Here is a 20,259-nt window from a genome sequence, read left to right on the forward strand (position 1 = left end):
AGGGCTACATCATACCCAGAACAAGTTTTGCTTCATCACTGATTCTGCTTCTATCCCAAGGTGGATCGAAGACAAGATTTACTTCTACTTCAGCAAGTCCATCAATTTTATTGGCGATATTTTTTACAAGCTCTACGATACTCTCTCCAACAGGACAGACAACGCTTGTAAGCGTCATAGTGATGATAGCTTTCCATCCATCTTCTCTACGGATGAGCTTAAGATCGTAAATAAGTCCAAGGTCATAAATATTGACGGGGATCTCTGGGTCATAAATAGTTTTGAGATATTTAATAATCTCTTTTTTTATCGTTTCGGGATCTCCATACTTTTTATTGTGTTCTTCAATATCTTTGATTCCATCATCATCTACTTCAATCTCTCGCTCTTCGAGGGGAATAGCGTAGAGCTCTTTTTTTTCTTCACTCATTGCCCCTCCTCATAAAGTTTTATAAACTCCTGTTTTATTTCATCATCTTGCATTTTTTCAAAGATTTCATTGAGGAAACTCAAAACTATCATCTCTTTTGCAAGAGGCTCAGCAATACCGCGCTGTCTGAGATAAAAGAGCGCCTCTTCATCTATATGCCCGGTTGTTGAGCCGTGCGTTGCTTCGAGAATATATTCGGTATATATCTCCATTTGCGGCTTGCTTACCATGTAAGCGCCATCATTGAGAAGAATAGTTTTTGAGTCTTGATATATAGAGCTATATTTTGCAGGGTTTTTGACTATTAAAAGTCCATCAAAAATACCCCTCGCTTTATCTTTGAGGATATTGCGTGATAGCTGCGATGTTTTTGACTCTTTTCCTCTATTTTCGATATGAAAAGTATTGCCCAGTTTTGCCTCTTTGCTTGCAAATATTACATGGTTTGCATCCACTTCGGCATACTCATCAAGTGTTATATGGTAATTATGCAACGTTTTAGCTGTGCCAAAATCTATCGTAAAGAGATCTAATCTACTCGACTTTGCACATCGTATGCTGTGTGGAGCGATGAGTGCAAATTCATCAAAATTACTATTGCGATCTTGAATGAAAGTAAGATGTGCATCTTGTGGCACATCTATATCATATCCATAGAAATAGAGTGATTCATTCGCTAATACCAAATGCTCTTCAACCAATTTAACTTTTATATTTGGCGCTAGAGAAAGTTTGATACGATAGGGTGAGAATGCATTTGAGAGAGTGAATTTTTGTACGATTTTGACTTCACACTCCTCTTCAAACTCTATATGAATTACATTATCGCTTAAAAGGTGGTTGATGTAGTATACCTGGTCGTAGTGACTGTCATCAATTTTTGGATTTTTTTGCATCTCGATATAGATATTTTTTGGAGCTTTTGTGACAGTCCCATCTACAATTTCAATATAGTCTGCAATTTCTGGTTTTGCAACTTTTGGTTTGATAAACTCATAATCTCTATCAAAGATCGGTTTAATACCAAAATAGCGATAATGTTCCGTCTTTGGGGTTGGCAGCCCCATCGATTTTAGTTTTTGTATGAGAGCTTTTTTAGTTTCAAACTGCTCGAGATTGATATCTAATACTTTCATCACTCTTCCCCAAATATTTTATATCCCTCTTTTTCAAGAGCATCAACGATTTCAATACCGCCAGTTTTAAGGACTTTACCATTTTTAAGAACATGAACGTAATCTGGCTTGATATAATCGAGAATTTTACGATAGTGGGTAATTATCATAAAAGTTCTCTCAGGTGAGCGCATTTGATTGATAGCTTCGCTTACCTTTTTAAGTGCATCGATATCTAGCCCTGAATCAATTTCATCAAGAATAATAAAATCAGGCTCTAATATCTCCATCTGTAAAATTTCATTGAGTTTCTTTTCACCACCACTAAAGCCCTCATTGAGACTTCTATGAATCATCTCCTCTTTCATACCAAGTTCTTTTATTTTCTCTTTGAGAAGACGTAAAAATTCTGCTGCATTGAGAGGTTTAAGCCCTTGATGTTTTCTTTTTGCATTGAGAGCAGTTCTAAGAAAATAGGCATTATTGACACCAGGGATCTCTACAGGGTGCTGAAAGCTCATAAAGATCCCTTCTAATGCTCTCTCTTCTGGCTCCATATCAACGATATTTTTGCCTTTGTAAATTATCTCACCTTCAGTTACCTCTACATCTGGATGACCGACTATTGTTTTAGAAAGAGTCGATTTTCCAGCACCGTTTGGTCCCATTACAGCATGTACTTTACCTTTAAAAAGCTCTAAATCTATTCCTTTGAGGATCTCTTTTTCCCCGATTTTTGCATGGAGATTTTTTATTTCCATCATTGTACTCATCCTACACTTCCTTCCAATGTTAAATCTAATAATGCTTTTGCTTCTACTGCAAACTCCATTGGGAGTTTATTTAATACATCTTTACAGAATCCATGAACTATCATGCTCACTGCATCCTCTTCGCTTATTCCTCTTTGGCGAAGATAGAAAAGCTGCTCTTCACTGATTTTACTTGTTGTTGCCTCATGCTCTATTTGTGCATGTGCACATTTGCTCTCAAGATATGGAAATGTGTGCGCACCACAGCGATCACCTATGAGGAGTGAATCACACTCACTAAAATTCTTTGCACCTTGTGCATTTTCATGTATTTTTACCAATCCTCTATAGCTATTTTGTCCCTTTTGTGCACTAATACCTTTGGAGATAATAACACTCTTTGTATTTTTTCCTATATGGATCATTTTTGTACCAGTATCTGCTTGCTGAGCAAGACGTGTAATGGCAACAGAGTAAAACTCTCCAACAGAGTTGTCTCCTTTGAGAATACAGCTTGGATATTTCCAAGTAATCACTGAACCCGTCTCAACTTGTGTCCAAGTAATTTTGGAATTTTCTCCCTCACAAAGGCCTCTTTTTGTAACAAAGTTATAAATACCCCCATTGCCTTCTGCATCACCTGGATACCAATTTTGTATGGTAGAGTAGTTGATGTGGGCATCTTTGTGAGCAATGAGTTCAACGACTGCTGCGTGGAGTTGGTTTTCATCGCGACTTGGAGCCGAGCACCCTTCGTTGTAGCTTACATAGCTTCCCTCATCAGCTATGATGAGAGTTCTTTCAAACTGCCCTGTGTTTTGTGCATTTATTCTAAAATAGGTTGAAAGCTCCATAGGGCATCTCACACCTTTTGGGATATAAACAAATGTACCATCACTAAAGACAGCTGAGTTGAGTGCTGCAAAGTAGTTGTCTGTCATAGGAACAACGCTAAACATATATTTTTTTACAAGCTCTGGATAATCGCGGATTGCTTCAGATATTGAGCAAAATATGATTCCTAGTTTTGCAAGTTCTTCAACAAATGTTGTTTTAACTGATACTGAGTCAAATACGGCATCTACTGCAACACCAGCTAACTGCTTTTGCTCTTCAAGTGGAATCCCTAGTTTTTCATATGCACGCAAAATCTCTGGATCTACTTCATCAAGGCTCTCTAGTGCCTTTTTTGGTGCAGCCCAGTAGCTAATTGCTTGATAATCTATTGGTGGGTAGGTGACTTTTGCCCAATGAGGCTCTTCCATCTTTTGCCAAGCATGGAATGCCTTGAGACGAAGTTCAAGCATCCATTCTGGCTCATTTTTTTTCTTTGAAATAAAGTGTATTGTCTCCTCTGTAAGCCCAGGAGGAGCTTTTTCCTCTTCTACATCAACTTCAAAACCAAGTTCATAGTCAGAGTTGATGATTTTATCAACTTTTTCCATTCCCATTGTTTACCCCTTTGGTTTGTCTATGAGTAATGTAACACAAATAAGATAAAATTTCTCTTATTTGCTAGCATTAAAATAAGAGTAATTTTGTCCTATTTAACTTTTGTTATAATTTTTACTAAAAAAGGCGTTTTTATGGATGTTATAAGCTTCTTACAAAAAGAGGGCAATCTCAAAATCATTGATGAAGAGCTTGATGTCAATCTTGAGATTCCCCATATTGCCTATATAGAAGTCAAAAAAGCTGATTCTAAACCTCTTCTTTTTACCAACCCGGTAGACAGAAAATTGGATAAAAAGTATGAGTATCCAGTTTTGATGAATATTTTTGCAAATTTTGAGCTTACTACAAAGATTCTTGGCAAGCATCCAGATATGATCGCAGAAGAGATTGAAGAGCTTTTGCATCTCAAGCCTCCATCAACATGGAAAGAAAAGTTTGATCTTTTATCAACCCTTTTTAAACTCAAAAATGTTTTTCCAAAAAGGCTGTCTCAAAAAGGAGAGTGTCAAGAGATAGAAATCGATTCACTCCATGAGCTGCCGATTCTAAAAACGTGGAGCCACGATGGTGGCAAATTTATAACAACCGGGCAGGTCTATACAAAGGATTTGCACTCAAATGTGCAAAATGTAGGGATGTATCGACTCCAAGTCTATGATGACATGCATCTTGGAATGCATTGGCAGATCCACAAAGATGGAGCGCACTTTTTTCATGAGTACAAAAAAGCTGGCAAAAAAATGCCAGTGACTGTTGCAATTGGTGGGGATCCGCTCTATATTTGGTGTGGACAGGCCCCAATGCCTCCAAAGGTATTTGAACTTCTGTTATATGGATTTATACGCAATGAAAACCCAGAGCTTGTAAAATCGCTCACCAACGATATATGGATTCCAAGAGATGTAGATTTTGTGATAGAAGGGTATGTGGATCCAAATAGTTTTGAAATAGAAGGGCCTTTTGGCGATCATACGGGATACTATACATTACCAGAGGCTTTTCCTGTCATGGAAGTAACAAAAATAACTGCTAAAAAAGATCCTATCTTTACAGCAACTGTTGTTGGAAAGCCACCTTTAGAGGATAAATATATGGGATGGGGGACAGAGCGGATCTTTTTGCCGCTTCTAAAGACAACTGCAAGCGACTTAATAGATTATCATATGCCAGAAAATGGAGTCTTTCACAATTTGATCTTGGCTAAAATGGATGTACGCTATCCTGCCCATGCAAAGCAGTTTATGCACGCCTTTTGGGGAGTGGGGCAGATGAGTTTTGTCAAGCATGCAATATTTGCGGATAAAGATGCTCCAGATTTGACAGACTATGAAGCAATTACAAAATATATATGCAACCGCATTACACCTGAGAGGCTTTTAATAAGTGAAGGAGTAGTGGATCATCTTGATCACTCTAGTCCAAAGCAATTTGAGGGCGGCAAACTTGGAATTGATGCAACAGGTGAAGAGGTAAAAGAGGGAGTGAAGGAGCTTGTAAGCGATGAAGAACTTCTTGAAAAACTGCAAAGCATTGATAGCAATTTTTTGAATGTAAAACAGTATATGACAGATACCAAAAATCCTATTGTAGTGACTTCTTATAAAAAAGAAAAAAGTGTAAAAGAGCTTTTCACAAAGCTTGGAGAGCTGCAAAAACATTGCAAGATTTTAGTGATTGTAAACGATTTTGATGATCTCAATAATCCTTACATGCTCATTTGGCGGGTAGTGAATAATATCGATGCAAAAAGAGATGTTGTCTTGGAGCCGTTTATCATGGTTGATGGGACAAATAAAGATCCTAAAATCGATGATTTTGATAGAGAATGGCCACCTGATGTGGTGTGCGACAAAAAGGTTGTTAAGAGTTTAAGAGAAAGAGGAATTTTGGATATTGATGATGCATTTATCAAAAGATATGGAATTATATAGCGGTTATTGTGTTTCACCAATAGGAATTATTGAAATCATCGCAAATGATCAAAATCTTCTACAGATTCATTTTGTGCAGGAGCAAAATGAAGAAAGAATAAATGAACTTGTTTTAGAAACGAAAGAGTGGTTTAGGAACTATTTTTCGAAAAAAATCGTGCCTTTTACCTTACCGTTGGCAAAAGCAAAAGGATATTTTTCACAAAGAGTAAGAGAAATTGCACAAAAAATTCCATTTGGTTCTTGTTTGACGTATCAAGAAGTAGCCATGCGTAGCGGAAATGCAAAAGCAGCCCAAGCTGTAGGTCAGATTATGAAATATAATCCCTATGCCATTGTCGTTCCTTGTCATAGAGTTATTTCAAAACAAGGTATTGGTGGTTATAATGGTGGCATTAAAATAAAAAAAGCGTTATTGGAGTTTGAGGGGTGCGAATCGATAAGTTTATGAATGCCGTCAATATTGTGAAGCGTAGAAGCGTTGCGCAGGATATGATCAAAAATGAGGTTGTTTTACTCAATGGCGTAATTGCAAAAGCGAGCAAAGAGGTAAAAGTAGGTGATATTATTACTATAAAGTATCTCAAAGGGGATAAAAGCTATAAAGTTTTGGCAATTCCTACAACAAAAAATGTTCCTAAAGCAAGAATGCATGAATATGTAAAAGAGATGTAGATGCATCCACACGACTTTTTCTTAATAATCCTTATAATTCTATTTAGTGCTCGACTTTTTGGTGAAATTTTTAGAAAACTATCTATGCCCCCTGTTTTGGGCGAACTTTTTGCTGGTATTCTTCTTGGTCCTTCAGTGTTTGGGATTGTTGAACTGAATGAAGTTATCAAACTTTTAGCTGAAATTGGAATTATTTTGCTGCTTTTTGAAGTTGGACTAGAAACAGATCTCAAGCGATTAATAAAAACAGGATGGATGTCTGCATTTGTGGCAGTTGCAGGTTTTGTTTTGCCTTTTATATTTGGAACAGCACTCTCATACTATCTTTTTGGTTTTGATATTGTGGTATCTATGTTTATAGGCGGTACAATTACAGCAACAAGTATCGGCATAACGGTACGAGTTTTACAAGATTTGAAAAAAAGAGATTCAGTTGAGGGTGAAATAGTTGTAGGTGCAGCAGTTCTTGACGATTTACTGGGTGTAATTTTACTTGCTATTTTATATGAGTTTTCAAGTACTGGGAATGTAAGTCTTATAAATGTTTCAAAAGTCTTTTTATTTATAGTTGGATTTTTTATAATTGCTCCGATAGCAGCAAAAATTATTGCATTTTTGATAAAAAAATATCACGATACCAATGAGATACCAGGACTTTTACCAACTTCTGTTTTTATGCTTGTGCTGTTTTTTGCTTGGTTTGCCAAAAAGATTGGAAGTCCAGAGATAATAGGGGGATTTGCAGCAGGTCTTGCACTCTCTCGTAGATTTTTTCTCCCTTTTGGTGTCGCTTTGTCTTATGATGTGAAGTTTTCGCAAAAACTCGAAGCCGAAATTATGCCACTGGTCTATCTTTTTACCCCTTTTTTCTTTGTTGCAGTGGGACTATCTATGAATCTCAAAGAGATTGCTTGGGATGAGCCGCAGATTTGGTATCTATTTGGAACTATATTTTTAATAGCAGTTATTGGTAAAATTTTAGGAGCTCTTTTTTTACCGCTCACACTCAAAAAGAGATTTATTGTTGGTGTTTCTATGATACCAAGAGGTGAGGTAGGACTCATTTTTGCTGAAATGGGAAGAGTTTCAAATATATTAGATAATATGACGTATGCTGCTTTAGTTTTGGTGATAGTGGTTACCACTGTCATACCGCCATTTATTATAAAATATCTATACAGAGGTGAGATATGAGTTATGAAAAATTTACAAAACTTTTTGAGAATGCAATGGGTGAGGATGAGGCTAAGAAATTTTTAATAGAGCTTTATGAAAAGGGCGAGAGTGCTGAAGAGATTGCAGCAGCAGCAAAAATTATGCGCAAACACTCTATAAAACTTCCAATCCCTCCAACACTTCAAGAAAAACTTATCGATGTAGTTGGAACAGGTGGAGATAAGAGTGGTAGCTTCAATGTCTCAAGCACAGTTGCACTGCTTTTGCCAGCTCTTGGCTGTTATGTTGCTAAACATGGCAATAGAAGCGTTACAAGTAAAAGTGGTAGTGCAGATATGCTTGAAGCTCTTGGCATTGAGCTTGACTTAATGCCCCAGCAGCAGGTGCAGATGCTAGAACAGTGTGGGTTTTGCTTTATATTTGCCAAAAATCACCACCCATTGATGAAGCATATTATGCCAATTAGAAAAAGTATTACTCATAGAACTATTTTTAATATTTTAGGACCTCTCACCAATCCAGCTGGAGCAAAAAAGTATCTTTTAGGTGTCTTTGACAAAGAGTTTGTTCCAAAGTTGGCTGAGGCTCTTAAAGAGCTTGGTGCAAAAAGAGCGTTGGTGGTTTCGAGTGAAGAGGGAATGGATGAGATAAGTATCAGTGGTAAAACCTATGTTGCTGAGCTTATTGATGATGAAATTACATATTATGAAATAACCCCAGAAGATTTTGGTATAAAGCGAGCTAGTTTTGAAGCGATCAAAGGGGGCGATGCAAAAGAGAATGCCAAGATAACAAGAGATATTTTAGAAGGCAAACTCCAAGGAGCAAAAAGAGATATGGTACTGCTCAATGCAGGAGCAGCGCTCTATGCGGATGGAAAAGTAAGAACGATTGAAGAGGGTATTGCATTAGCAAAAGATGCAATCGAGAGTGGAAAAGCGGGCGAAAAGCTTAAAAAGATTATACAAGTGAGTCAAGAGGTAAAATGAAAATAGAAGCAGATCTTCATAATCTTGATGAAGTTATTGCATGTATAAAAAGAAGTGGGAAAAAAATAGTTCTTTTGCAAGGGACACTTGGAAGCGGGAAGACAACATTAGTGAAGGCTTTTGCAAAAAAAGAGCCAGTGACATCTCCTACTTTTTCTATACAGCAGATATATGGAGGAGATATTTATCATTATGATCTCTATAATGCAGGATTTGAGAAGTTTTTAGAATTAGGACTTTTTGAAGAGTTAGAAAAGCCTGGATACCATTTTATAGAGTGGGCTGATGAAAATATGGAAGAGTTTTTACGACAAAGTGGATTTTCCTATTTGAAAATCCTCATTACGCCACAAAAAGAGAAAAGAGTTTACGAATGCATACTCTCATAGCAAAAAATCTCAAAAAACGTATCAAAGATAAAGAGATAGTAAAAGGTGTAGATCTACAATTGCAAAGTGGTGAAGTCGTAGGGCTTCTTGGGCCAAATGGAGCTGGGAAAACAACGACTTTTTATATGATTTGTGGGCTCGTGGAGCCTAGTGAAGGAACAGTTTTGATGGATGAGAAAGATATAACAAAAGAGCCTTTACATAAAAAGGCAAAAATTGGCATAGGATACCTTCCACAAGAATCGAGTATTTTTAAAGATCTTACAGTTGAAGATAATCTCTATATAGCAGCAGAAGCTACTATCGCAAATGAAGAGGAACGTGAAAAGGTTGTAGATGAGCTTTTGGAGCTTTTCAATATCGAGCCTATTCGCCATAGACTAGGAAAAGCTTTGAGTGGAGGAGAGAGAAGGCGCTGTGAAATAGCAAGAGCCCTTGTGATTCGTCCAAAATTTTTGCTCCTCGATGAGCCTTTTGCTGGTGTTGATCCTATTGCTGTGACAGATATTCAAAAAATTATAGAAGAGCTCAAAAATGCAGGTATTGGTATTCTTATAACAGATCATAACGTGAGAGAGACTCTGAGCGTATGTGATAGAGCATATGTGCTCAAAGATGGTCAGATTTTGGCTAGTGGTAAAAGTGATGAGGTAGCAAAAAACCCAGCTGTACGGAAACACTATCTTGGAGAGCATTTTAGTTTTTGACGATCTAAAAGCCTCTTTAGAGTTGGCACGAAAAGAGTTTTTGCATCGTTCCAAACATCCACAAGATCATCCCGATCCACTTTTTGTAGCGCGCAAATACAAAGATGAAAAGATTGCATTAGTGTGTGCACTTTTTGCGTATGGTAATGCTAAACAGATTGTAAAGTTTTTAAAAAGTCTCGATTTTTCTCTTTTAGCATGCAGTGAAAAAGAGATCAAAAAAATCACTTCCTACTACCGTTTTCAAAACTCTCAAGACGTAGCTAATCTATTTATTACACTTCGAAGAATTGATTCTTTACAAGAGCACTTTTTACAAGGGTACAAAAAAGATGGCTCTGTAATGGGAGGGCTAAGGAGTCTTATTGCTGCTTTGAGAAAAATCAATAGGTTTAGTAGTCCTGGTTACGATTTTTTACTTGGTAAGCTTCCACATTTAAAATATAAAGGAGTAAGTGCATATAAGCGCTGGCATATGTTTTTGCGCTGGATGGTTCGCAAAGACGATTTGGATATGGGACTGTGGAGTGGTGTTGAAAAAAGTGATCTCATCATACCTCTTGATACACATACTTTCAATGTTTCAAGAAAACTGGGGCTTTTACATAGAAAACAGTATGATCTTGCGGCTGCAATGGAGCTGACAAATAATTTAAAAAAGTTTGATCCTCATGATCCAGTAAAATACGATTTTGCTCTCTATCGTTTAGGACAAACGGGTGTAATTTAAATTTATTTAATTAACTTTTAGGTAAAATTAGCAAAATTTTGAAAGAGGAGCGTTTATGGAGGGCATTTTTACCTTTTTTGGTGCTATATCGGAAAATCACACCTTTTTGTTTGTATCGCACATGCTATTAGCAGCACTGCTTACACTTGTTATGGCAAAACTTGCAACAAGAAGCCTTAAGGTAGTTCCTACGGGGTGTCAAAATGTGATGGAAGCCTATCTGGATGGCGTTATTGCTATGGGTCGAGATGTTATAGGTGAGAGTTATGCAAAAAAGTATCTACCTTTGATAGCAACTTTAGGACTTTTTATATTTTTGGCAAATATTATAGGAATTATTCCAGGATTTGAATCGCCATCAGGGAATATCAACTTTACATTAGCACTTGCACTCATTGTGTTTATCTATTATAACTTTGAAGGTATTAGAAAAAATGGAGTCGTTCACTATTTTGCTCACTTTGCTGGTCCTGTAAAGATCTTGGCTCCTTTGATGTTTCCTATTGAAATTGTTTCTCATATTTCAAGAATCATTTCACTCTCTTTCCGTCTCTTTGGTAACATCAAAGGTGACGATCTCTTTTTATGGGTACTCCTTATGTTGGCTCCTTGGATTGTGCCACTTCCAGGTTTTGCTTTGTTGCTTTTTTCTGCTTTTTTACAAACATTCATTTTCATGATTCTTACTTATGTTTATCTTGCAGGTGCAGTTTTACTGCATGAAGAGTCTTTATAGGATATGAGAACCCCTCTGCTGGAAAATGTTATTAGCTTTCTCCTTGGCGTCCTTTGGACGCTTATGGGAATATCTGTATTTTTTGTTTTTATAACTACGTATCACTCAAGTATCATTTTTGCAATTGCACTTTCTCTTCTTATAGCAGCTTTTTGGCTTTTTATAATAGTTTTATTGGAAATGGCAAATCTTCAGATCGAAAAACTCAAAGAGATGAAAAAGCAAACCAGGCTTTTGCAGGAGATACAGCATCGATTGGAAAAGTAGAGAAAGCTTTATTTCCTATCTCATTTCAGAACCCAAATATTTTGGAAACAAGAGCTGGCGAATAAAAAAAACTCTACTACATATTAAACATAAACACTCCCCTCATTTTGCCTGCTTTCGGGATAAGATGAGTGCAAATCTTTACAGAGGTGCTAAAGCTTTTTTGTATGCAGCAAGATTGGCAAAAATTGAAAAAGTATTTCTCAATGGAGACTACAGACTTGCCAAAAGATTAGGTTTTAATGGTGTTCACCTTCCTTCAAAAAAACTCCAAATGATTAAAAGAGCCAAAAGAGCGGGTCTTATAGTAATAGCAAGTACTCATAATATACAAGAGATTTTCCAAGCACAAAGATATGGCGCTGACTTTGTTACTTTTAGCCCTATCTTTTATTCTCCTGGTAAGGGTGAGCCAAAAGGGCTTGGGAATTTACGCAAGATAGTTAAAAGTGCACAAGTACCTGTAATTGCTTTAGGTGGAATTATTTCACAGAGACAAATACATAAAGTGCGCATGAAAGGCGCAAGAGGCTTTGCCTCTATACGCTATTTTGTACAGTAAAGCTTAAGGAAGTGTAATCTCTTTTGGCTCTGTGATCATCTCTTTTTGTAAATTTAGATCAATCTGCCCATATTTATTGCTACCCCAGCAATAGATGCGATTATCTACTGTCACAGCACATGTGTGTCCACCATCATAAATATTACCTTCTAAAGGTGAAGTTCCACCACCTCCTGCAGCCGCAAGTTTTACTAAACTTGGAAGATTTATCTTTACTGGATAAGGAATGTAAGAATAAGTTTGTGGATCTCGTGCTAATTGAGCATATCTATTATCTCCCCAGCAATAGAGTTCATGGGTATCTGTAAGTGCACAAGTATGATAACCGCGTTCGCAAAAAATATCAGCTATATGATCAAAAATCTCACCACTTTGAGTGCGAACATACACAGCATGATCTGAAGGCTCAGTGCTATTATTTCCTAACTGTCCAAAATTGTTGTGTCCCCAGCATTTTACTGTTCCACTGTTGAGTAGTGCACATGTGTGATCCCCACCAGCAACAATTTTTTTTACATTGGTAAGTGGTGTATTATCAATATTTGTTACATTATAAAATGGATTTGGTGCATAGTCCAAATCACTTTTAAATCCCAGTTCATCTCCTCCATGCCACCCCCAACATTTGACATTACCACTTTGAAGGAGTGCACAGGTATGATCACTACTTCCAGCAGCTACCATTTTTACATTATTAAAAAGGCGTGTAGGCATTTTCATCATAGGATTAAGAGGCTGTTCTATAACCTCAAGTGCGTATGGCCAAAAGATATATTTAAAAACATCTTTGTTGTGATTGTAGACAACATCTTGGATAATCTGTGCATAGTTCTTCTCATCAGGACGAAGTCCAATGCCTAATGCTCCATACATATTTTCTCCCCAACACATTACTTGGGTATTTTCTAGCAAAGCACATCCATGCCAACTGCCAGCTTCTATACTTTTAACATTTTGTAAAGGCTTTTGAGGCTGTGTTAAAACACGAGTAGGAACAGATGTGTAGAGCTGTTGCTCAAATGGAATATATGAAGCCAATCCTGTGAAGGTAAATTCAGTTTTATCAACTTTTCCATTACCAAGTTTTCCATATTGGTTTCTTCCCCAGCACCACGCACTACCATCTGCAAGAGTTGCACAAGTATACTCTTTACTTGCTGATATCGTAGTAATGTTGTGGAGATTTTTTACTTTTTGTGGTGGTTGTGCATCAGCAGTAGTACCATTTCCTAGCTCCCCATACTTATTACTGCCCCAGCAGTATGCTTCATGTTCTTCTCCTACAATAGCACATGTATGATACCATCCTGCACTTATTGTATGTATCTGTTTTTTATTTTTTGCAAATGTAACGGTGCTAGACTGTGCATCGATAAAAACATCTTCTATTGGTAATGGATCTGGATGACCATCGCCATCAATATCGAGATAGTCAAAATCGTGATTTGGCTTTGCACCCATGAGTTTATAGACTCTGTTTTGTGTAATATATATCCATGAAAAAGCACTAGCATGTTTTTGCCCATAGAGCTCATAATCTTTTGGAAAATCTATTTTGACAAAGTATCCGCTAGGTTTGTTTAGATGCAGATCTTGGGGGATACGAGGAAGCAAAAGCCATCCAAAAGCATCTTTATCAGTTGGAGGTTTACCCATGAGGCGATATGGTTTTCTCTCTTTATCGTTTGTGATATAGAGCCAGTCACTTCGTTCTTGTTTTCCATCTTTTTCAAAATCATATTGGTAAAACAGCCCATTGATTTTGAAACTCTTTTGTTGAAGAAAGTTAACAAGATCTACAACATAGCTACCCTCTGCAGCTAATGAGAGTGTAAAAAAGATAAAGATTATGAATACACGCATGATGACCTCCTTTTTTTTAATTATATAGCAATTGCTATTACAAAAAAGTAACGAAAAAAATATGGAGCAAAATGGCGATTAATCCCCTTTTTATCAAGCTTTGAGTAAAATAAAAAGAAAAATCAAAAGGAATTTTATGGAGTTTGAAGTAGTCATTGGACTAGAAGTCCATGTGCAGCTCAATACAAAGACAAAAATGTTTTGTTCATGTCCCACAAGTTTTGCACAAAGACAAAATAAAAATACATGTCCTGTATGTTTGGCTCTTCCTGGAGCTTTGCCAGTTATCAATGAAGAGGCTGTAAAAAAAGCAATGATGTTTGGTTGGGCTATCGATGCAACAATAAATAAAAAATCGATTTTTAACCGTAAAAACTACTTCTATCCTGACCTTCCAAAAGGGTATCAAATTAGTCAGTTTGAGATTCCTATTGTAGAGAGAGGATACCTCTTTATTGACAAAGAGGATGGAAGTAAACGAAAAATTGGTATTACACGTGCCCATTTGGAAGAGGATGCGGGCAAAAATATTCATGAAGGAGAAATAAGTAAAGTAGATCTTAATCGTGCAGGTACACCGTTGCTTGAAATTGTGAGCGATCCAGATATTAGAAGTAGCGAAGAGGCTGTACAGTATCTCAAAAAACTCCATGCAATTGTACGCTATCTTGATATTAGTGATGCCAATATGCAAGAGGGCTCTTTTCGCTGTGATGCAAATGTCTCTATACGACCAAAAGGAGACGAGAAACTCTACACAAGAGTAGAGATTAAAAACCTCAATTCATTCCGTTTCATTCAAAGAGCGATCGATTATGAAGTGCAGCGCCATATAGAAGCATGGGAAGATGGAGTGTATGATGAGGAAGTTGTTCAAGAGACACGCCTTTTTGATACGAATAAAGGTGTAACACGCAGTATGCGTGGAAAAGAGGAGAGTGCGGATTACCGCTACTTTCCAGATCCAGATCTCTTGCCTCTTGTGATTCCAGAAGAGTTTTTTGAAAAGACAAAAAATATTCCAGAACTACCTGATCAAAAAAGAGATCGTTTTATCCAAGAGTATGGTATCAAGCCGTATGATGCAGCTTTGTTAGCAGAATCAAAAGAGCGGGCACACTTTTTTGAAGAGATGGTAGCAACAGGGATCGAGCCAAAAAATGCCGTAACATGGCTTACAGTTGAGCTTGCAGCACGTCTCAATGAAAAGGGTCTTGATATCACTTCATCTCCAGTAGATAGTCAAAAGCTTGCAAAACTTGTGCAAAGAATTGAAGATAAAACTATCAGTGGAAAAGCAGCGAAAGATGTACTTGATTATCTCATGGAAGAAAGTGTTGATGTAGATGAGGCAATTGAGAAGCTTGGACTCAAACAGATTACTGACACAGGTGCAATTGAAACAATGATTGACGAGATACTGGCGAAAAATGAAGAGAAAGTAGCTGAGTACAAAGCTGGTAAAGAGAAGCTGTTTGGTTTCTTTGTAGGGCAAGTAATGAAAGCGAGTAAAGGTAAAGCAGATCCAAAGCTCGTCAATGAGCTTTTGAGGAAGAAGCTCTCTTGAAAATAGCACAACTCATTATAGATTTAGCTTTTCTTCTGGATAACTCTATTACATACAATAAAATCAAGAGATTTTTCAAAAATCTCTTGGAAAATGATGACTATAAATATAAAAAATATTTTGACTATTTTATGATTTTTTTGATTCTCAGTAGTGTAATAATCATTATTGAGGAGGTTAAAACACCTATTAATAAATGGCTTTACTACTATGATGTCTATTTTGTAACAGGTGTATTTATTATAGAATATCTTCTTCGCATGTGGATTTACAATGATAGTCGCAAGATTATTATAGAAGAGTTTGAAGAATCTGTTTTTTTGTCAAGACCTTTTGATCTCAAAAAGGTATGCAAAGAGATAATTAAAAAGAAACTTGAATATATATTTTCTCCTTTGGCAATTATAGATCTTCTAGCCATCATACCAAGCTATAGAGAAGTGAGAATCCTACGCATTTTCGTACTTTTTAGGGTTTTTAAACTTTTACGCTATTCTCAAAATATTACCCACTTTTTCCAAGTTCTTTCTTCAAAGAAAATCGAACTTTATACCCTTTTGCTTTTGGTAGCATTTGTAGTCTTGGTATCGGGAATAAGTCTCTATGTATTTGAAGAGCAGAAAAATCCTGCTATCTCCACACTCTTTGATGCTTTTTATTGGTCATTGGTGACAATTTCTACTGTTGGATATGGTGATATTACGCCACAAACGGCTGAGGGACGCAGTATTACTCTTGTTATTATTCTTGTGGGCGTAGGACTTATCTCTTTTGCTACGTCGATTATTGTTTCAGCTTTTAGTGAAAAGCTCACAGAAATTAAAGAAAACAGAATTATTAACTCTATTAAAAGACTCGATGAGTTTTATATTATTTGTGGCTATACACACATGGCAAAACTTTTTGCAAAGCGACTCAAAAAAGAGGGAAGAGGACTCCTTATAGTTGATCTAGATAAAAAAGTTGTGGATGAAGCGCTTGCAGAGGGATTTTTGGCGATATGTGAGGATGCAACGAAAAAAGATACTTTTAGAAGAATAAATTTTGAAAAAGTTAAAGCTGTTATGGCTCTTACTGATAGCGATATGCATAATATCTATATCTGTCTCAATATTCGTAGTTTTAGTAAAGATACATTTTTGGTTTCTCGCACAATCGATGTCTCCTCTCATAAAAAATTGCGATTGGCAGGAGCAGATTATCTTATATCTCCTTATATAACAGCAGGTTTTTTTGCTACGAAAATTATTGAGCAGCCTATTGCAGTAGAAGCGATCAACAACATTTTTACAGCTAAAAAAAATGCGCTCTGCGATCAAGTAGAGGTAGTGAAGGATTCCTTCTTAGATGGGGTAAAAGTGGGAGATATCGATTTTGAAAAATATAGGCTCATATTGTTGGGAATTGTAAAAATCGATCCAAATGCAAAACTTGAAGAGTTTCGCTACAAATTTCATTTTAATCCGCCTGAAGATTTTCAGCTTACAAGTGGTGATGTATTGGTTATTATGGGATATAGTGTAAGTGTAGCACATTTTAAATCTAAAGTGATAGAAAGCAGTTTGCAGCATGTCAGAAAGAAAAAATAAGATTTTATTGCTCGGTTTTGGAAGATATGGTGAACAGATAGCTAAAAATCTTGCCTTGGAAGGATATGAAATCTTCATTGCTGAAGAGAGTAAAGACGCGCTAAAAATTGCTTCAAACGATGGGTTTGAAAATCTTTTTGTCATTGATATCCAAAGCGATCAGCAGCTTACAGAATTAGTATTGGAGTATGGGTTTGAGCGTGTCTTTTGTGCCTTTGATGAGGAAGAGAAAAATATCTATCTTACAATTACAATGAAGGCACTCTTTAGAAATATTGAAGTTATAGCTCTGTGTGAATCAAAAGAGAGTGAGCGAAAACTTTTGCTAGCTGGTGCCAATAAGGTTATTGATACAATGGTAGCTGCAGCTAATAGACTCTACTTTGTTTTGGAAAAACCTGCTGTTGCAGAAGCAATAGATAATATTTTGTATAAAGATAAATCTCTTATTTTTAAAGAGGTTGAAGTACCTGTAGGCTCTTTTCTTGATGGTAAAAATATAAAAGAGATCAACTTTTCACGTGATTTTCGTATTATTGTAATAGGTATTGTAGATATAGAGCTAGGAAGAAAATTTACTTTTCTTACAAAGGGAATCAATCATAAAATTGATGCAGGCGATATTTTGGTAGTTATAGGTAAAAAGTGGGATATTGAAAAATTTGAGGAAGAGCTCAAAAAGGTGAATCAATGAAAATAGGAATAATTGGAGCAGGAAAATGGGGAACAGCCCTGCATTTTGCACTCTTGCAAAAAAATGAGGTCTATATTACATCAAGGCATAAGCATAATCTTACAAATTTTGTCTCATTGGAAGAGATTTTAACTCTAGAGTATCTTATCCTCGTGCTTCCTGCACAAGTTATCAGAGAGTGGCTTCAAGCCCATCCTCTCTCACCTCATCATAAAGTAATGTTGGCAAGTAAAGGAATAGATATAAAAACAAAAAAATTTCTCAATCAAATACTTGAAGAGTACTTGCCCCTAAATCATTTAGCATTTCTTTCTGGCCCCTCTTTTGCTGCTGAAGTGAGCAAAGGGCTGCCTACGGCTGTGGTAGTAAATTCAACAAACGAAAATCTTGCAAAAAAATATGCTGCAGCTTTTCCAGATTTTATGAAAGCATACATCAGTGATGATATTGTTGGTGCAGAGATTGCAGGAGCGTATAAGAATGTTATTGCTATTGCGGGAGGTATTTGCGACGGGCTTCAACTCGGTAATAATGCAAGAGCTGCACTTTTGGCACGGGGACTAGTAGAGATGGATAGATTTGCCGAGCGCTTTGGAGCAAAGAAAGAGACTTTTTTGGGACTAAGTGGTGCGGGGGATCTCTTTTTGACTGCTAGTAGTAAGCTTTCGCGCAACTATAGAGTAGGGCTAGGCCTTGCTCAGGGCAAAAAAGTTGAAGAGATTTTAAAAGAGTTAGGAGAAGTTGCAGAAGGTGTATATACAGCACGTGCGATATATGAGATAGCTAAAGAATATGCAATTTATACCCCTATTGCCAATGAGGTATATCGTATTCTCCAAGGGAAAGATCCAAAACAGAGCATTATTGATTTACTTGAAAGGAATGAAAATGATAGCAGCAATTGTTGATGCGGTAGAAAATCTTCCTCCCGTACCGAATGTGATAAATGAGTTACAAAACTTATACTATATGGATGCTTACAATGCTCACGATATTGAAAACATAATAAAAAAAGATCCTGCTCTTGTAGCTAATATCCTCAAAATCGCTAATTCCCCTATCTATGAATTTGCAAGAGAAATTGTAGATATACGTCAAGCAATTGTGCTTTTTGGTTTAGATAAGATTATAGAGTTTGCTCTTGCATCTTATGTGAATGAGCTTTTGACATTTGATCTCGAACTCTATCATATATCTACAGAGGATTTTTTGCGCTTATCTCAACGAAAAAGTGTAATAGCAGGACAACTGATAGAGAATAAAAAAGATAAATTTCTCGTGAGCAATACTGCATTTTTAGCAGATATCGCTAAAATAATTATTGCTAATTATGCAAAAAAAGAGAACATTGAGCTTCAATTTGATGAAAATATCTCTCTCAATGAACTTGATGAAATTGAAAAGAGCCAGTTTGGTTTTGATACAATAGAGATTACTACATATATATTTGATAAATGGAATTTTGAAAAAAATATGGTTGATTTGATGAAAAATTTTAAAAAGCAGGAAAATCTTCATCAAAGAGCTATTTTTATAGCAAGAGATATTATAAATATTAAAGCCGAACTCATAGAAGAAAACAGAGAAAAATATGAAGAGACATCAAAGATTCATCTCTGATTCTCTTTGATATGTTTGGCAATCGCATAGCCATGATTGAGAGCTATAGCAATACTTCCGCCAGTCTCAGTGACGATGTCTCCTGCTGCGTAAAGGCCTGGTGTTTTTGTTTGATAGCTTTCATCTACTGCAACTTTCTTTCCTTCAAGCTCTATGCCACATTTTCTTAAAAACTCCGTAGGTGTAGTACCACCTATTGCATATATAATACGATCGTACACTTCATTTGAGCCATCTGTAAAAACCACTTTTGGTTTTCCATGCTCACTCTCTAAATGATCAATATCTACACCCATTTTTAGTTTGAGTTTGCCTTTTTGTACATATTCATTGATAATTTTTTCATTTTCAGGATTGAGGCGTGTAAATTTTTCTCTTCTATAGTTGAGAGTAACGTCATTACTATCAGCTAAAAAGTATGCATACTCTGCTGCTGAATTGCCTCCTCCAACGACAAGTATTTTTTCTCCTTTACCACATTTATCAAGATTGAAATTGATAAACTGTTTGATTGAAGGGGGGATTTTATATGAAGGTTTATTTGGTTTGCCCATCTTGCCAATTGCTATCACTACATTTTTAGCAAGAAATTTTTCATTATTTGTTGTAAAAATTTCAAAGAGATCTTGCTTCTTTTCAACTTTTTCCACTTCGGTATTAAACATTGTCTCTATTTTATGCTTATCAAGAAGCCTATCGAAAAGATCGAGTGTTGTCTCTTTCGTTCCATCCATAAATACTATGTTTCCTTCACACTCAACTTTCTGTCCCATCCAATCTTTATCTACACGTTTATTATCTTTATAAAACGTGCGAATCGTTGCACTATGGTTTTGGGCTTTTTCTATGAGAAGTATATCTTTAATACCAAACGCAAAACTCTCGATTGCTGTTCCAATACCTGCAGGACCGGCTCCTATGATGGCTATATCGTAAACTTTTTGCATTAGAATTCCTTATAATTTTCTACTATTATGGAGCCTTATTTCTTAAAAGAAGATAAATAGAGCTT

22 protein-coding genes are annotated in these 20,259 nt (G+C 36.4%); 16 read left to right on the forward strand and 6 right to left on the reverse strand.

From position 1 onward, the window contains the following. Positions 1-4: 4 nt before the first annotated feature. The 4 genes from NITER_RS02755 to sufB are packed head-to-tail and all read right to left on the reverse strand — an operon-like array spanning position 5 to position 3,748. Entirely contained in the window at positions 5-430 is a 426-nt protein-coding gene (locus NITER_RS02755) for an iron-sulfur cluster assembly protein (protein WP_084276019.1), read from the reverse strand. Beyond that, the gene (locus tag NITER_RS02760) at positions 427-1,566 is read right to left on the reverse strand and encodes a SufD family Fe-S cluster assembly protein (protein WP_084276017.1); all 1,140 of its coding nucleotides are present in this window, start codon (positions 1,564-1,566) and stop codon (positions 427-429) included. The genes NITER_RS02755 and NITER_RS02760 overlap by 4 nt, the downstream gene beginning before the upstream one ends. Continuing rightward, positions 1,566-2,309: a Fe-S cluster assembly ATPase SufC gene (sufC, locus tag NITER_RS02765; RefSeq protein ID WP_345741524.1), complete on the reverse strand. Its 744-nt coding sequence runs from the start codon at positions 2,307-2,309 to the stop codon at positions 1,566-1,568. The genes NITER_RS02760 and sufC overlap by 1 nt, the downstream gene beginning before the upstream one ends. 5 nt (positions 2,310-2,314) lie before the next feature. Then, positions 2,315-3,748 carry a Fe-S cluster assembly protein SufB gene (gene sufB, locus NITER_RS02770; protein ID WP_084276013.1) on the reverse strand — a complete coding sequence of 478 codons (1,434 nt, stop codon included), beginning with the start codon at positions 3,746-3,748 and terminating at the stop codon, positions 2,315-2,317. A gap of 135 nt (positions 3,749-3,883) precedes the next feature. On the opposite strand from sufB, the gene NITER_RS02775 reads away from it, so the two are divergent. From NITER_RS02775 to NITER_RS02825, 11 genes are all read left to right on the forward strand, one after another. After that, positions 3,884-5,683 (forward strand): menaquinone biosynthesis decarboxylase, encoded by a 1,800-nt coding sequence (locus tag NITER_RS02775; protein WP_084276011.1) that lies wholly within the window; start codon positions 3,884-3,886, stop codon positions 5,681-5,683. After that, on the forward strand, positions 5,649-6,134 hold the full coding sequence (locus NITER_RS02780; RefSeq protein ID WP_084276009.1) for a methylated-DNA--[protein]-cysteine S-methyltransferase: 486 nt from the start codon (positions 5,649-5,651) through the stop codon (positions 6,132-6,134). Before NITER_RS02775 ends, NITER_RS02780 begins: the two co-directional genes overlap by 35 nt. After that, the gene (locus NITER_RS02785; RefSeq protein ID WP_084276007.1) at positions 6,113-6,358 is read left to right on the forward strand and encodes an RNA-binding S4 domain-containing protein; all 246 of its coding nucleotides are present in this window, start codon (positions 6,113-6,115) and stop codon (positions 6,356-6,358) included. Before NITER_RS02780 ends, NITER_RS02785 begins: the two co-directional genes overlap by 22 nt. After that, a complete protein-coding gene (locus NITER_RS02790) occupies positions 6,359-7,552 on the forward strand; it encodes a cation:proton antiporter (RefSeq protein WP_084276005.1) in 1,194 nt (397 codons plus the stop codon). It abuts the gene before it with no gap. Continuing rightward, positions 7,549-8,523, forward strand: a complete 975-nt coding sequence (gene trpD / locus NITER_RS02795; protein ID WP_084276004.1) for an anthranilate phosphoribosyltransferase — start codon at positions 7,549-7,551, stop codon at positions 8,521-8,523. Before NITER_RS02790 ends, trpD begins: the two co-directional genes overlap by 4 nt. Further along, the gene (gene tsaE / locus NITER_RS02800; RefSeq protein WP_084276003.1) at positions 8,520-8,912 is read left to right on the forward strand and encodes a tRNA (adenosine(37)-N6)-threonylcarbamoyltransferase complex ATPase subunit type 1 TsaE; all 393 of its coding nucleotides are present in this window, start codon (positions 8,520-8,522) and stop codon (positions 8,910-8,912) included. The genes trpD and tsaE overlap by 4 nt, the downstream gene beginning before the upstream one ends. Next, the gene (gene lptB / locus NITER_RS02805; RefSeq protein ID WP_084276002.1) at positions 8,897-9,619 is read left to right on the forward strand and encodes an LPS export ABC transporter ATP-binding protein; all 723 of its coding nucleotides are present in this window, start codon (positions 8,897-8,899) and stop codon (positions 9,617-9,619) included. Before tsaE ends, lptB begins: the two co-directional genes overlap by 16 nt. After that, on the forward strand, positions 9,597-10,349 hold the full coding sequence (locus tag NITER_RS02810) for a TIGR02757 family protein (RefSeq protein ID WP_231988947.1): 753 nt from the start codon (positions 9,597-9,599) through the stop codon (positions 10,347-10,349). The genes lptB and NITER_RS02810 overlap by 23 nt, the downstream gene beginning before the upstream one ends. A 55-nt stretch (positions 10,350-10,404) precedes the next feature. After that, the gene (locus tag NITER_RS02815) at positions 10,405-11,085 is read left to right on the forward strand and encodes a F0F1 ATP synthase subunit A (RefSeq protein ID WP_084276001.1); all 681 of its coding nucleotides are present in this window, start codon (positions 10,405-10,407) and stop codon (positions 11,083-11,085) included. A 3-nt stretch (positions 11,086-11,088) separates the two neighbouring features. Beyond that, complete coding sequence (locus NITER_RS02820; RefSeq protein ID WP_084275999.1) at positions 11,089-11,352, forward strand: hypothetical protein; 264 nt, start codon at positions 11,089-11,091, stop codon at positions 11,350-11,352. A gap of 82 nt (positions 11,353-11,434) precedes the next feature. After that, the gene (locus NITER_RS02825; RefSeq protein WP_486651773.1) at positions 11,435-11,914 is read left to right on the forward strand and encodes a thiamine phosphate synthase; all 480 of its coding nucleotides are present in this window, start codon (positions 11,435-11,437) and stop codon (positions 11,912-11,914) included. A 3-nt stretch (positions 11,915-11,917) separates the two neighbouring features. Here the strand turns inward: NITER_RS02825 and NITER_RS02830 are convergent, their stop codons facing one another. Then, positions 11,918-13,777 carry an RCC1 domain-containing protein gene (locus NITER_RS02830; RefSeq protein WP_084275995.1) on the reverse strand — a complete coding sequence of 620 codons (1,860 nt, stop codon included), beginning with the start codon at positions 13,775-13,777 and terminating at the stop codon, positions 11,918-11,920. Positions 13,778-13,913: 136 nt separating this feature from the next. On the opposite strand from NITER_RS02830, the gene gatB reads away from it, so the two are divergent. From gatB to NITER_RS02855, 5 genes are read left to right on the forward strand one after another with little or no spacing between them, the layout of a single operon-like run. Then, positions 13,914-15,344, forward strand: a complete 1,431-nt coding sequence (gatB, locus tag NITER_RS02835) for an Asp-tRNA(Asn)/Glu-tRNA(Gln) amidotransferase subunit GatB (protein WP_084275993.1) — start codon at positions 13,914-13,916, stop codon at positions 15,342-15,344. After that, on the forward strand, positions 15,341-16,933 hold the full coding sequence (locus NITER_RS02840) for an ion transporter (protein WP_084275991.1): 1,593 nt from the start codon (positions 15,341-15,343) through the stop codon (positions 16,931-16,933). Before gatB ends, NITER_RS02840 begins: the two co-directional genes overlap by 4 nt. Then, entirely contained in the window at positions 16,914-17,627 is a 714-nt protein-coding gene (locus tag NITER_RS02845; RefSeq protein WP_084275989.1) for a potassium channel family protein, read from the forward strand. Before NITER_RS02840 ends, NITER_RS02845 begins: the two co-directional genes overlap by 20 nt. Further along, positions 17,624-18,535 carry an NAD(P)H-dependent glycerol-3-phosphate dehydrogenase gene (locus NITER_RS02850; protein WP_084275987.1) on the forward strand — a complete coding sequence of 304 codons (912 nt, stop codon included), beginning with the start codon at positions 17,624-17,626 and terminating at the stop codon, positions 18,533-18,535. The genes NITER_RS02845 and NITER_RS02850 overlap by 4 nt, the downstream gene beginning before the upstream one ends. Beyond that, the gene (locus tag NITER_RS02855) at positions 18,516-19,247 is read left to right on the forward strand and encodes an HDOD domain-containing protein (protein WP_159445325.1); all 732 of its coding nucleotides are present in this window, start codon (positions 18,516-18,518) and stop codon (positions 19,245-19,247) included. The genes NITER_RS02850 and NITER_RS02855 overlap by 20 nt, the downstream gene beginning before the upstream one ends. Here the strand turns inward: NITER_RS02855 and NITER_RS02860 are convergent. Further along, positions 19,238-20,194 carry an NAD(P)-binding domain-containing protein gene (locus NITER_RS02860; protein WP_084275984.1) on the reverse strand — a complete coding sequence of 319 codons (957 nt, stop codon included), beginning with the start codon at positions 20,192-20,194 and terminating at the stop codon, positions 19,238-19,240. The two genes, NITER_RS02855 and NITER_RS02860, sit on opposite strands and share 10 nt — an antisense overlap. Positions 20,195-20,259 lie beyond the last annotated feature (65 nt).

The organism is Nitratiruptor tergarcus DSM 16512 (assembly GCF_027946175.1).
Taxonomy (GTDB): Bacteria; Campylobacterota; Campylobacteria; order Campylobacterales; family Nitratiruptoraceae; genus Nitratiruptor; species Nitratiruptor tergarcus.

Coding starts and splice junctions, on each gene's coding strand:
- NITER_RS02790 (WP_084276005.1), top strand. CDS start 6,359: ATGCATCCACACGACTTTTTCTTAATAATCCTTATAATTCTATTTAGT.
- NITER_RS02815 (WP_084276001.1), top strand. CDS start 10,405: ATGGAGGGCATTTTTACCTTTTTTGGTGCTATATCGGAAAATCACACC.
- NITER_RS02860 (WP_084275984.1), bottom strand. CDS start 20,194: ATGCAAAAAGTTTACGATATAGCCATCATAGGAGCCGGTCCTGCAGGT.
- NITER_RS02775 (WP_084276011.1), top strand. CDS start 3,884: ATGGATGTTATAAGCTTCTTACAAAAAGAGGGCAATCTCAAAATCATT.
- sufB (WP_084276013.1), bottom strand. CDS start 3,748: ATGGGAATGGAAAAAGTTGATAAAATCATCAACTCTGACTATGAACTT.
- gatB (WP_084275993.1), top strand. CDS start 13,914: ATGGAGTTTGAAGTAGTCATTGGACTAGAAGTCCATGTGCAGCTCAAT.
- NITER_RS02855 (WP_159445325.1), top strand. CDS start 18,516: ATGATAGCAGCAATTGTTGATGCGGTAGAAAATCTTCCTCCCGTACCG.
- NITER_RS02850 (WP_084275987.1), top strand. CDS start 17,624: ATGAAAATAGGAATAATTGGAGCAGGAAAATGGGGAACAGCCCTGCAT.
- tsaE (WP_084276003.1), top strand. CDS start 8,520: ATGAAAATAGAAGCAGATCTTCATAATCTTGATGAAGTTATTGCATGT.
- lptB (WP_084276002.1), top strand. CDS start 8,897: ATGCATACTCTCATAGCAAAAAATCTCAAAAAACGTATCAAAGATAAA.
- NITER_RS02760 (WP_084276017.1), bottom strand. CDS start 1,566: ATGAAAGTATTAGATATCAATCTCGAGCAGTTTGAAACTAAAAAAGCT.
- NITER_RS02755 (WP_084276019.1), bottom strand. CDS start 430: ATGAGTGAAGAAAAAAAAGAGCTCTACGCTATTCCCCTCGAAGAGCGA.
- NITER_RS02820 (WP_084275999.1), top strand. CDS start 11,089: ATGAGAACCCCTCTGCTGGAAAATGTTATTAGCTTTCTCCTTGGCGTC.
- NITER_RS02780 (WP_084276009.1), top strand. CDS start 5,649: ATGATGCATTTATCAAAAGATATGGAATTATATAGCGGTTATTGTGTT.
- NITER_RS02845 (WP_084275989.1), top strand. CDS start 16,914: ATGTCAGAAAGAAAAAATAAGATTTTATTGCTCGGTTTTGGAAGATAT.
- sufC (WP_345741524.1), bottom strand. CDS start 2,309: ATGATGGAAATAAAAAATCTCCATGCAAAAATCGGGGAAAAAGAGATC.
- trpD (WP_084276004.1), top strand. CDS start 7,549: ATGAGTTATGAAAAATTTACAAAACTTTTTGAGAATGCAATGGGTGAG.
- NITER_RS02830 (WP_084275995.1), bottom strand. CDS start 13,777: ATGCGTGTATTCATAATCTTTATCTTTTTTACACTCTCATTAGCTGCA.